Here is a 12,324-nt window from a genome sequence, read left to right as displayed (position 1 = left end):
TTTTGGCGCCGATCTTGCAATAGCCCTCGTTCGATCGCCCTCGTTCAATAGCCCCGTTAAGGACGCTGAGAGGAGTCCTCATGAAGCGCTGCGGGCCTATTGCGAGCCGATCGAGCCGGCGGCTAAACAGGGCCGGCTTGGATCCCCAGGGAACAGGATGACAGATCAGGCGATTTTGGTTACCGGCGCGGCCGGCTTCATCGGCTTTCACGTCGCCCGCCAGCTCCTGGGCGAAGGCCGGTCCGTCGTCGGGCTCGATAATCTCAACAGCTATTACGACCCGGCGCTGAAGAAGGCGCGACTTGCGCTGCTCAAGGAGGAACCCCGTTTCTCCTTCGTCGAGGCCGATCTCGCCGACCGCGAGACGATGGCCGCGCTGTTCGCGCAACATCGTTTTGCCAAAGTCGTGCATCTGGCGGCGCAGGCCGGCGTGCGCTACTCGATCGAGCAGCCGCACGCCTACGCCGAGTCCAATCTCGTCGGATTCCTCAACGTGCTCGAGGGCTGCCGCAACAACGGCTGTCGTCATCTCGTCTACGCCTCGTCATCCTCCGTTTACGGCGCCAACACAAAAATGCCATTTGCGGTTGCGGACCGCACCGATCATCCGGTGAGCTTCTACGCCGCGACCAAGAAGGCGAACGAAGTGATGGCGCAGTCCTACAGCCATCTTTATCGCCTGCCGGTCACGGGCCTGCGCTTCTTCACCATCTACGGGCCATGGGGACGGCCCGACATGGCCATGTTTCTGTTCGCGAGCGCCATCATGGCAGACAAGCCGATCCGGCTCTTCAACCATGGCAGGATGCGTCGCGACTTCACCTATATCGACGATGTGACGCGTGTCGTCTCGAAGCTGATCGATCTCGTGCCTGCGGAGGATCCTTCTGCCGCAAATGCGCCGTTTAAGCTCTACAATGTCGGCAATCACCACCCGGAGGAACTGATGCACGTCGTCGGTCTTCTGGAGCGGGAGCTGGGCCGGACGGCGATCAAAGAATTGCTGCCGATGCAGCCGGGAGATGTGCTGGAAACGTTCGCGGATGTCGAGGATCTGATGCGCGACACCGGCTTTGCACCGTCAACGCCGATCGAGCATGGGGTCCATAATTTCGTCACCTGGTATCGGGACTATTTCAAGGTTTGAGAGCACGATGGACAAACGCATAATCCCCCTGATCATGTGCGGCGGTGCCGGCACGCGGCTGTGGCCCGCTTCGCGCGAAGTGCGGCCCAAGCAGTTCCTGCCACTGTTCGGCACGCGCTCGACCTTCCAGGACACGCTGCTGCGCGTCTCCGATCCCTCCCTGTTCGACCGGCCGATCGTCATCACCAACGCGTCCTATCGCTTCATGGTGCTGGAGCAGCTCGCCGAGATCGGCATCGAGGCCGACGTGATCCTCGAGCCGATGCGCCGGGATTCCGGACCTGCGATCGCGGCCGGCGCGGTGTTCGCGCAGAACCGCGCCAGTGAAGCGATCGTGCTCGCGCTCGCCGCCGATCACGTCGTGCAGGACAATGCCGCTTTCGTCGCCGCCTGCCGCGAGGGCCTTGCCGCCGCGAGCACCGGGCGCATCGTCACCTTCGGCGTCAAGCCGGAGCGGCCGGCGACCGAATACGGCTATATCAACCCGGGCGAGGTGATCTCCGGCGAGGTGCATGCGGTCGCGCGCTTCGTCGAGAAGCCGGACGCGGTGAAGGCGTCCGACTACGTCAATTCGGGCTATCTCTGGAACAGCGGCAACTTCATGTTTCCGGCCAGCGTCCTGCTCGACGAATACCGCAAGGTCGATGCTGCGAGCGTCGAGGCGGTCACCAATGCCGTTACCAATGCCGGCCGCGATCTCGGCTTCGTCACGCTGGAGCCGGAGGCGTTCTCCGCGGCGAAGGCGATCTCGATCGATTATGCCGTGATGGAGAAGACCGCGCGCGCGGCGGTCGTTCCGGTCTCGTGCGGCTGGTCCGATGTCGGCTCATGGCACGCGGTGTGGGAATTGTCCGAGAAGGACGCGCAGGGCAATGCCGCGCACGGTGCCGCGGTGTTCGAGGATTCCCGCAATTGCAACGTCACCACTGACCAGGCGCTGGTCGCGCTCGAAGGCGTCGACGATCTCGTCGTGGTCGCCACTGCCGATGCGATCCTGGTTTCGCGCCAGAAGGATGCCAACGGCCTGAAGCGTCTCGTCACCAAGCTGAAGACGGTCGCGCCGAAGGTCACCGAGGAGCACCTCAAGGTGCACCGGCCCTGGGGCAGCTACCAGTCCGTCGACAACGGCGAGCGCCACCAGGTCAAGCGCATCGTGGTGAAGCCGGGCGGGCGGCTGTCGCTGCAGAAGCACCACCATCGCGCCGAGCACTGGATCGTGGTCCGCGGCACGGCCCAGGTCACCGTCAACGAGACCGTGAAAACCGTGCACGAGAACGAATCGATCTACATCCCGATGGGCGCCGTCCACCGCATGGAGAATCCGGGCAAGATCCAGCTGGAGCTGATCGAGGTCCAGACTGGAAGCTATCTCGGGGAAGACGACATCATCCGGATTGAAGACGACTATCAAAGGTCGTAACCACCAAGCTCCGAATCACGAGACCCGGGCCGACAAGCGTTATTTTTCCGCCTAAGGCCCGGGGAACGTGTAACTTTTTGAATCAAATCGTGTCCGGGCCGCGAGGTCGGCATTCGCCACAAATGTGGCGTCCGTGCTAGAAGCGCGCCGGGGATTTGCGTTGAATCGGGGTTTGCTCAGATGAGTTCCAAGGGATCTGCACCGGCAAAGGCCGGCTTGCGCGTCGGCGTCATTGGCGCCGGCGTGATGGGCAGCAATCATGCGCGCGTGCTCAGCGGCCTGCCCGGCATCAGCCTCGTCGGCGTCGTCGATCCCTCACACACGCATCGCACCCGCGCGACGGAACTGGCCAATTGCCCGAGCTTCGAGACGCTCGACCAGCTCATCGCCGCCGGCGTCGACGCGGTCACCATCGCCGCGCCGACGCATCTGCATCACGAGGTCGCGCTCGCCTGCATCGCCAAGAACATCCATGTCCTGGTCGAGAAGCCGATCGCGTCCACGGTCGAGGAGGGCCGCGAGATCGTCGCCGCCGCGCACAAGGCCGGCGTGACGCTGATGGTCGGCCATGTCGAGCGCTTCAATCCGGCGGTTGCCGCCGTCAAGCAGGCGATCGCGGGCGAGGACATTCTCTCCATCGCGATCACCCGCGTCGGCCCGTTCCCGCCGCGCATGTCCAATGTCGGCGTCGTCATCGACCTCGCCGTGCACGACATCGATCTGATCCGCTGGTTCACCGAATCCGACATCGTCGAGGTGCAGCCGCAATTGTCGAGCGCCGTCGCCGAGCGCGAGGACATCGCGCTGCTGCAGTTCCGCACCGCCAACGGCGTGCTCGCCCACATCAACACCAACTGGCTGACGCCGTTCAAGGCGCGCAGCGTCACGGTCGCGACCCGCGGCAAGTACGTGATGGGCGATCTCTTGACGCGCCAGGTCACCGAATGCTTCGGCTTCAAGCCGGATGGCAGCTATTCGATGCGGCACCTGCCGGTCGGCCATGACGAGCCGCTCCGCGCCGAGCTGATCGCGTTCCTCAAGGCGGTGCGCAACGGCGAGACGCCGGCGGTCACCGGCGACGAAGGCGTCGCCAGCCTCGAGATCGCCACCCAGTGCCTGGAGACGCCGTCCCGGCCCGCGGCCAAATCGCCCGCCCTCAAGGGGCCGCGCCGCATCGCCGGCTGATCCCTGTCCATGTCGACGCTCAAGACCAGCAAGGCGCCAAGAACCAGGCCATGAACCAGCATCTGCGCTCCGAACCGATTCCCTTCATCGACGTCGCCTCGCAGCGCCGCCGGCTCGGCGCCTCGCTCGATGCCGCCGTCAAGCGCGTGCTCGATCATTGCCAGTTCGTCAACGGCCCTGAGGTGTTCGAGCTCGAGAAGCAGCTCGCCGCCTATTCCGGCGCCAAGCATGTCATCGGCTGCGCCAGCGGCACCGACGCGATCCTGATGGTGATGATGGCGAAGAATGTCGGGCCCGGCGATGCCGTGCTGTGTCCGTCCTTCACCTTCATCGCGACGGCTTCGCCGGTGGCGCGCACCGGCGCGACGCCGGTCTATGTCGACGTCGACGAGGCCACCTTCAACATGAGCCCGGACTCGCTCAAGCGCGGCATCGCGACCGCGCGCAAGGCCGGCCTCAAGCCGGTTGCGGTGATTCCGGTCGATCTGTTCGGCCAGCCCGCCGATCACGACGCCATCGCCGAGATCGCCAGGGCCGAGGGCCTGTTCGTGCTCGACGACGCCGCGCAAGGTTTCGGCGCCAGCTACAAGGGCCGCAAGCTCGGCACCTTCGGGCTCGCCACCGCGACCAGCTTCTTCCCGGCAAAGCCGCTCGGCTGCTTCGGCGACGGCGGCGCGATCTTCACCGATGACGACGAGCTCGCGGCAACGCTGCGCAGCATCCGCGTGCACGGGCAGGGCGTCGACAAGTACGACAACGTCCGCCTTGGTCTCACGGGGCGGCTCGACACCATGCAGGCCGCGGTCCTGATCGAGAAGCTGAAGATCTTCGACGACGAGATCGCCGCCCGCAACAGGGTCGCCGAGCGCTATGCGCGTGGCCTGAGCAACGTCGTCACGGTGCCACGCCTGGCACCCGGCAATACCTCGGTGTGGGCGCAGTACACGATCCGCCTGCCCAAAGGCACCGACCGCGACGGCTTTGCCGCCGCGCTGAAGGCCCAGGGCGTGCCGACCGCGATCTATTACGGCAAGTCGATGCATCAGCAGACCGCCTACAAGCAATACCCGGTCGCCGATGGCGGCCTGCCGGCTTGCGAGAGCCTGTCGCAGGACGTCATCAGCCTGCCGATGCACGCCTATCTGACCGAAGCCGACCAGGAACGAATCATCGCCGCCGTCCGGGGCGCGCTGGCGGGGTGAATCTTCCCCTCTCCCCTTGCAAGGGGAAAGGGCGCAGCCATGCGCATCGCGAAATGTCTCGATCTTCCCCGCCGCTAGCACCTAGACCAAATCCTGCCATGCTCTAAAACAGACGCATGCTCGGACGCATCTTCACGGTCGGTGGCTACACGCTGCTCTCGCGGCTGACGGGGTTTGCCCGCGACATCATGCTGGCGGCGATCCTCGGCGCGGGTCCCGTGGCCGATGCCTTCTTCGTGGCGCTGCGGCTGCCCAATCATTTCCGCGCGATCTTCGCCGAAGGCGCCTTCAATGCCGCCTGGGTGCCGGCCTACGCCCATGTCCATGGCGAGAAGGGGGAGGCGGCAGCTCATCTGTTCGCCGATCGCATCTTCACGCTGCTGTTGGCCTCGCAGGTGGTGCTGCTGATTGTCGCTTGGCTGTTCATGCCGCAGGCCATGAGCATTCTCGCGCCGGGCTTCAGTGAGGACGCCGAGCAGCGCAAGCTCGCGATCGAGCTGACCCGGATCACCTTTCCCTATCTGCTGCTGATCACGCTGGTGACGCTCTATGGCGGCATGCTCAACGTGATGCAGCGCTTTGCCAGCGCCGCGGCGGCGTCGATCTTCCTCAATGTCGCGATGATGATGACGCTGGCGCTCGCCGCCTGGTTTCCGACCGCGGGCCACGCCGCGGCCTGGGGCGTGCTGATCTCGGGCTTCCTGCAATATTTCCTGCTCGCCGGCGATCTCGCCCGCCATGGCGGCCTGCCGCGCTTTGCGCCGCTCAAACTCGACGAAGATGTCCGCGACTTCTTCAAGGCGTTGGGACCGGCGACGCTGGGCTCGATGGGCACACAGCTCGCGCTGTTTGCCGACACCATCATCGCCACCTTCCTGCCCGCTGGCGCGCTCTCGGCGCTGTATTACGCCGACCGCCTCAATCAATTGCCGATCGGCGTCATCGGCATCGCCATCGGCACGGTGCTGCTGCCGGAAATGTCGCGGCGGATCACCGCGAATGACCAGGACGGCGCGATGAAAGCGCAGCGCCGCGCCTTCGATTTCACGTTGCTGTTCTCGATCCCGTTCGTGGCGGCCTTCCTCACCGTGCCCGACGAGATCATGCGGGCGCTGTTCGCCCGCGGCGCGTTTTCGCAGGCCGACGCGGCCGTGGCCGGCGCGACGCTCGCCGCCTACGCCATCGGCCTGATCCCTTTCGTGCTGATCCGCAGCGCGGTCGCGACCTTCTATGCGCGCAAGGACACCGCGACGCCGGTGCGGGCGTCGCTGACCGGCATCGCCGTCAACGTCGCACTGAAGGTCGCCTTGATGGGGTCGCTCGCGCAGATCGGCCTCGCGCTGGCAACGGCCGTCGGGGTCTGGACCAATCTCTTGCTGGTGCTGTTCTTCGCCGTGCGGCGCGGTTTTCTCGTGCTGGACCGTGGCTGGCTGGTCTCACTCGGCAAATTCCTCGTGACCGGACTGATCCTCGCCGCCGCCTTCTGGCTGATCGCGCACTTCGGTGGCGCTTGGCTGGGCGCGATGCACTTCCGGGACGAAGCGATGCTGGTCCTGCTCGCCGGCGGCGGCACCGTCGTCTACGCGCTTGCGGTTTTGGTTCTGTTCGGTCGGGCCTGGCTGGTCTCGCTAGTGCGAGGTTAGGCAAGCAGTTGTTCGCCTCCAGGATGCAGGAAAGCTGCGCACATCTCTTGATTTTGTGCGGTCGCGGTGGTATGAGCACCGCATGATCAAATCGTCGCGCACCCTCAACCGCAACCACATCACCCGCTTCGGCTGGGCGGTGGGAGGAGTCGTGCGCTAGGATTTCGACGACATCTTTTCCACCAGGCCCCGCCGGCATCGGACGGGGCCTTTTCTTTGGCCACGCTCCCTGCCGGCTCAACAGCAGGAGCGTGCGATGCCACCCCAATTGACGAACATCTCACCCGAAATTGAGATCGATGCCGCAAGGCGCGGCCTCGATCTCTCGATGGTCTTGAGCCTGCTCAAGCGATGCTGGCTTGCATTTCAGGCACGGCGGTCCTGCGTACGGGTCACCTTGCATGACCTCAGCGACAAGGAGCTGCTGGACATCGGCCTGTCGCGCGGCGAGATCGACTGCATCGCACCTGAGCGTGTCATCGACAGGGTGAGAGACAACGCGAGGACGCTGTGGGGCCGTGGTGGGATGTGACGTCTCTCCTTCGAGACGACCGCTGAGCCGGTCGTCGGGCCGCGCTCGGCGGCGGGCGTCTCGAAGGACGGCCACACGTAAATTGGATGCGATTACCCTGACTTACAGGCCAGCACCGGGTGATTTCTTGCGTCCGGCGCCGGCCTAATGCCATTTGCCTTGCCAGTTTTTCCACGGCAATATGCCCGCAAAACAACCATAGGACGGGATCAGAAAATGGCGGCTCCCATCAAGTTCGGCGTTGGCCAAAGCGTGCTGCGCAAGGAGGATGACGCGCTCATCCGCGGCAAGGGCCGCTATACCGACGATTACGCGCCGCAGGCCGCGCTGCGCTGCCTGGTGCTGCGCTCGCCGCATGCGCATGCCAAGTACACCCTCGATGCAAGCCGGGCCCGCGGGCTGCCCGGCGTCGCGCTGATCCTGACGGCCGACGACGTTGCGGATCTCGGCAATCTGCCCTGCCTGTTCAATCTCGAGACCGATCCGTTCACCGGACCGCCTTACCCGATCCTGGCCAAGGACGAGGTGCGCCATGTCGGCGATGCCATCGCCTTCGTGGTCGCTGAGACCATCGACCAAGCCCGCGACGCGATCGAGGCGATCGAGGTCAAATGGAGCCCGCTGCCGGCGGTCACCGGCGTCGTCAATGCCGTGAAGAAGGGCGCGCCGCAGGTCTGGCCGGACAAGCCGGGCAACGTGCTGTTCGACGTCTCGATCGGCGACAAGGCGGCGACCGAAGCGGCCTTCGCCAAGGCCCATGCGGTCGCCGAGATCTCGATCGTCAATCCGCGCGTGGTTGCGAGCTTCATGGAGACGCGCGCGGCAGTCTGCGAATACGATTCCAAGCGCGACCATCTGACGCTGACGGTCGGCAGCCAGGGCAGCCATCGCCTGCGCGACATCCTGTGCCAGAACGTGCTCAACATCCCCACCGACAAGATGCGGGTGATCTGTCCTGATGTCGGCGGCGGCTTCGGCACCAAGCTGTTCCCGTACCGCGAATACGCCCTGATGGCGGTTGCGGCCAAGAAACTGAAGAAGACGGTGAAATGGGCGGCCGACCGCTCCGAGCATTTCATGGGCGATGCGCAGGGCCGCGACAACGTCACCACCGCGAAGATGGCGCTGGCGGAGGACGGCAAGTTTCTCGCGATGGATTGCGACCTGATGGGCGACATGGGCGCCTATCTGTCGACCTTCGGGCCCTACATCCCGCATGGCGGCGCCGGCATGCTGCCGGGCCTCTATGACATCCAGGCCTTCCATTGCCGGGTGCGCACCGTCTTTACCCACAGCGTGCCGGTGGATGCCTATCGCGGTGCGGGCCGGCCCGAGGCCGCCTACGTCATCGAGCGCCTCGTCGACGCCTGCGCGCGCAAGCTCGACATGACGCCGGATGCCGTCCGCCGCAAGAACTTCATCCCGCCGAAGGCGCTGCCCTACAAGACCGCCACGGGCAAGGTCTATGATTCCGGCGACTTCGCCGCGCACCTGAAGCGTGCGATGGAGATTGCCGAGTGGAAGGACTTTCCCAAGCGCGCGAAACTTGCCAAGAAGCAGGGCCTGATCCGCGGCATCGGGCTGGCCAGCTATGTCGAGGTCTGCGGCACGATGGGTGAGGAGACGGCCAATGTCCGGCTCGATCCCAACGGCGACGTCACCGTGCTGATCGGCACGCAATCGAGCGGGCAGGGCCACCAGACCGCCTACGCCCAGATCGTCGCCGAGCAGTTCGGCGTCGCGCCCGAGCGTGTCCACATCCATCAGGGCGATACCGACGAGATCAAGACCGGTCTCGGCACCGGCGGCTCGGCCTCGATCCCCTCCGGCGGCGTCAGCGTCGAGCGTGCCACGCGCGAGCTCGGCCAGAAGCTGAAGGAGATCGCGGCGCAGGCGCTGGAGGCCGGCGCCGGCGACCTCGAGATATCCGAGGGCGTGGTGCGGATCGCCGGCACCGATCGTTCGATCTCGTTCGCCGATCTGGCCAAGCGGCCCGGCATCGATCCGTCGAAGCTGAACGGCAGCGCGACGTTCGCCAGCGCCGACGGCACCTATCCCAACGGCACCCATGTCGCGGAAGTCGAGATCGATCCGGCCACCGGCATCATCAAGATCGTCAACTACGTGATCGTCGACGATTTCGGCAAGACGCTCAATCCGCTGCTGCTGGCCGGTCAGGTCCATGGCGGCGCCATGCAGGGCATCGGCCAGGCGCTGATGGAGCAGGTGGTCTATGGCGCCACCGACGGCCAGCTCATCACCGCGACCTACATGGACTACGCGCTGCCGCGCGCGGCGGATGGCCCGGCCTTCGTGTTCGAGACCCACAACGTCCCGTGCAAGACCAATCCGATGGGCGTGAAAGGGGCGGGCGAGGCCGGCGCGATCGGCTCCTGTCCGGCCATCGTCAACGCCATCGTCGACGCGCTCTGGCGCGAATACAAGATCGACCACATCGACATGCCGGCGACGCCGGAGCGGGTGTGGATCGCCATCAGCGAGCATCACCGTCGCCACAGCCTGTAAGTCCAGGCAAACGCGGAACGCGTTTTTACCAATTGATCCGGAGTGCGACGATTTATCGTCCGCTCCGGATGGAATGAAATCTGCCAATCGGTGTTGGCCATTCAGGGGTCGGCACGATCCTGCATCAGGGAAAGGGATTTTGCGAATGAAGCGAGTATTGATCGTCGGGGGCGCGCTGCTGCTCGGGATGGGCGCCGTCTGGGCGCAACAGGATTCCGCCAAGGAAGTTCAGACGCTCATGAAGGGCAACGGCAAGAACGCCGGCGCGATGTCGGCGATGGTGAAGGGCGAGAAGCCTTACGACCAGGCGACCGTGGACAGCGCGCTGGCGCAGTTCGAGGATACCGCCAAGAAGCTGCCGAACCTGTTTCCGGCCAGCGCCAAAGGCGTGAAGCTCGACGGCGACTACTCGACCTCGCCGAAGGTCTGGGAGGACAAGGCCGGCTTCGACGCGAAGATCGCAAGCTTCGCAAAGGTCGTTAGCGATGCCAAGGCCAAGATCAAGGACCTGGATTCGCTCAAGGCGAGCATGCCCGCGATCGGCAAGGAATGCGGCGGCTGCCACGAAACGTACCGCATCAAGAACAGCTGAGGCGGATGCTTTCGATCATCCGGACATGGGAACGCCAAGGGCGGTTGCGAAAGCAGCCGCCCTTTTCCGTTTACAAGGTTTTTCCGTTTACAAGGTCTGACGGATCGCCGTCCGAACGGTTATGTTCGCAGCAGCGGCCGCGGCGTTGATGCGATGAGACGCATCTCATTCCCGATTGCCTCATGACGTCGGGAGTTCAAGCGCGCGGCGAGGATCTCAATCAACAGCGAGACAGGCCATGGCAAAACCGTTTCCGTCGAAGACGCACATCGGCAACCACATGCTGCATCCCGAAACGCTGATGCTGACCTATGGCTATGACCCGCAATTGTCCGAAGGCGCCATCAAGCCGCCGGTGTTCCTGACCTCCACCTTCGTGTTCAAGACGGCCGATGACGGGCAGGACTTCTTCGATTACGTCGCCGGCCGGCGCGAGCCGCCCGCAGGCATGGGCGCGGGCTTGGTCTATTCGCGCTTCAATCATCCCAACAGCGAGATTGTCGAGGACAGGCTCGCGATCTACGAACGCACCGAGAGTTGCGCGCTGTTCTCGTCCGGCATGGCGGCGATCGCCACCACGATCCTGGCCTTCGTCCGCCCCGGCGACGTCATTCTGCACTCTCAGCCGCTCTACGGCGGGACCGAAACGCTGCTGACCAACACGCTGGCGCGTCTGTCGATCGGCGCCGTCGGCTTCGCCGACGGAATCGACGAAGTAGCCGTCAGGCAGGCCTCGGAGGAGGCCATGGCCAAGGGCCGCGTTTCGATGATCCTGATCGAAACCCCGGCCAACCCGACCAACGGCCTGGTCGATGTCGCCATGATCCGGCGTGTCGCCGAGTCCATCGGAAAGGCGCAGGGGCACACGCCGGTGATCGCCTGCGACAACACGCTGCTGGGCCCGGTGTTTCAGCGCCCGATCGAGCACGGCGCGGACCTGTCGCTGTATTCGCTGACCAAATATGTCGGCGGTCACTCCGACCTGATCGCGGGCGCCGCGCTCGGATCGAAGGCGATCATGAAGGGCATCAAGGCGCTGCGCGGCGCCATCGGCACCCAGCTCGATCCGCATTCCTGCTGGATGATCAACCGCTCGCTGGAGACGCTGAGCCTGCGCATGGAGAAGGCCAACAGCAACGCGCGCCTCGTGGCGGATTATCTGCGCGATCATCCCAAGGTGGCCAAGGTCCACTATCTCGGTCATCACGAGGAGGCTTCGCCGGCGGGCCGCGTGTTCGCGCGACAGTGCCTCGGGGCGGGATCGACCTTCTCGTTCGACATCGTCGGCGGCAAGGATGCGGCGGTCAAATTCCTCAACGCGCTGCAGATCCTCAAGCTGGCGGTGAGCCTCGGCGGCACCGAATCGCTTGCGAGCCTGCCCGCGACCATGACCCATTCCGGCGTTCCCGCCGACATCCGCCACAAGATCGGCGTGCTGGATTCCACCATCCGGCTGTCGATCGGCATCGAGAACCCGTCCGACCTGATCGCCGACCTCGCGCAGGCGCTGAACGCGGCTTGAGCGCGCTCGAATCGAAAAGGCCGGACGCTCCCTCCCTGCGCCCGGCCTTCGCGCCGAAGCAGCGTTGCAGCCTACTTCGTCACCTGACCGCGGATCTCGCCGCCCGGATTGGCCGCGGTGTGGATATTGATGTAATACTTGCCGCCGAGCAGATCGGCGGCCTGCGCGTCCGTCAGCGTCGCTTCGCCCTTGACCGGACTTGTGGCGGCGTTCGGGATCGCGACCGCGACGCCGGCATTCTTGCCGGCTTCGGCGGGCCCGTGGAAATGCGCGGCGGTGGCGGGACCGGAGAGTCCGGAATAAGTGACGGTCCAGGACAGCTTCTTGCTGGCGGCATCATAGTTCAGTTCGGCGGTTCCGGTGCCGCTGCCGGCGGTTGGCGGCACCTCGGACTTGCCGTCGAGGGTTGCCTTGAGCTTTTCGGCGCTGGCCGGGCCTGCGAAGGTCACGGCACCGAGCGCCAGGGCGGCAATGACGGTCTTGTTCATGACATTCTCCCTGCTGAACCCGTTCGGGCTGGCAAACTTCCAACAGCCGGCATTTCAGTTTATTCCC

General features: G+C 64.9%; 10 protein-coding genes. 9 read left to right on the top strand and 1 reads right to left on the bottom strand.

Annotated features, from left to right (window positions below):
- Positions 1 to 157 precede the first annotated feature (157 nt).
- The 9 genes from WI560_RS22115 (at position 158) to WI560_RS22075 (ending at position 11,769) form a co-directional block, all read left to right on the top strand.
- Positions 158 to 1,147, top strand: coding sequence for an NAD-dependent epimerase (locus tag WI560_RS22115; protein ID WP_375304851.1), 990 nt, complete (start codon positions 158 to 160; stop codon positions 1,145 to 1,147).
- A gap of 7 nt (positions 1,148 to 1,154) precedes the next feature.
- Positions 1,155 to 2,567 carry a mannose-1-phosphate guanylyltransferase/mannose-6-phosphate isomerase gene (locus WI560_RS22110; RefSeq protein WP_375304850.1) on the top strand — a complete coding sequence of 471 codons (1,413 nt, stop codon included), beginning with the start codon at positions 1,155 to 1,157 and terminating at the stop codon, positions 2,565 to 2,567.
- A 180-nt stretch (positions 2,568 to 2,747) separates the two neighbouring features.
- A complete protein-coding gene (locus tag WI560_RS22105; RefSeq protein ID WP_375304849.1) occupies positions 2,748 to 3,752 on the top strand; it encodes a Gfo/Idh/MocA family oxidoreductase in 1,005 nt (334 codons plus the stop codon).
- 50 nt (positions 3,753 to 3,802) lie between these two features.
- Positions 3,803 to 4,954 (top strand): DegT/DnrJ/EryC1/StrS family aminotransferase, encoded by a 1,152-nt coding sequence (locus tag WI560_RS22100; protein WP_375304848.1) that lies wholly within the window; start codon positions 3,803 to 3,805, stop codon positions 4,952 to 4,954.
- 116 nt (positions 4,955 to 5,070) lie between these two features.
- A complete protein-coding gene (murJ, locus tag WI560_RS22095; RefSeq protein WP_375304847.1) occupies positions 5,071 to 6,597 on the top strand; it encodes a murein biosynthesis integral membrane protein MurJ in 1,527 nt (508 codons plus the stop codon).
- A 256-nt stretch (positions 6,598 to 6,853) separates the two neighbouring features.
- Complete coding sequence (locus tag WI560_RS22090; protein WP_375304846.1) at positions 6,854 to 7,129, top strand: DUF1127 domain-containing protein; 276 nt, start codon at positions 6,854 to 6,856, stop codon at positions 7,127 to 7,129.
- A gap of 216 nt (positions 7,130 to 7,345) precedes the next feature.
- On the top strand, positions 7,346 to 9,655 hold the full coding sequence (locus WI560_RS22085) for a xanthine dehydrogenase family protein molybdopterin-binding subunit (RefSeq protein ID WP_375304845.1): 2,310 nt from the start codon (positions 7,346 to 7,348) through the stop codon (positions 9,653 to 9,655).
- A 145-nt stretch (positions 9,656 to 9,800) separates the two neighbouring features.
- On the top strand, positions 9,801 to 10,247 hold the full coding sequence (locus tag WI560_RS22080; protein WP_375304844.1) for a c-type cytochrome: 447 nt from the start codon (positions 9,801 to 9,803) through the stop codon (positions 10,245 to 10,247).
- 238 nt (positions 10,248 to 10,485) lie between these two features.
- Positions 10,486 to 11,769, top strand: a complete 1,284-nt coding sequence (locus WI560_RS22075; protein ID WP_375304843.1) for a cystathionine gamma-synthase family protein — start codon at positions 10,486 to 10,488, stop codon at positions 11,767 to 11,769.
- Positions 11,770 to 11,840: 71 nt separating this feature from the next.
- Here WI560_RS22075 and WI560_RS22070 read toward each other — a convergent pair whose 3' ends face one another.
- Positions 11,841 to 12,257 carry a CHRD domain-containing protein gene (locus tag WI560_RS22070; RefSeq protein ID WP_375304842.1) on the bottom strand — a complete coding sequence of 139 codons (417 nt, stop codon included), beginning with the start codon at positions 12,255 to 12,257 and terminating at the stop codon, positions 11,841 to 11,843.
- Positions 12,258 to 12,324 lie beyond the last annotated feature (67 nt).

The sequence above is a fragment of the Bradyrhizobium sp. A11 genome, assembly GCF_042077125.1.
GTDB lineage: Bacteria > Pseudomonadota > Alphaproteobacteria > Rhizobiales > Xanthobacteraceae > Bradyrhizobium > Bradyrhizobium japonicum_B.
Note: the sequence above shows the minus strand (reverse complement) of the source record. Positions and strands in the feature narration are given on the sequence as shown.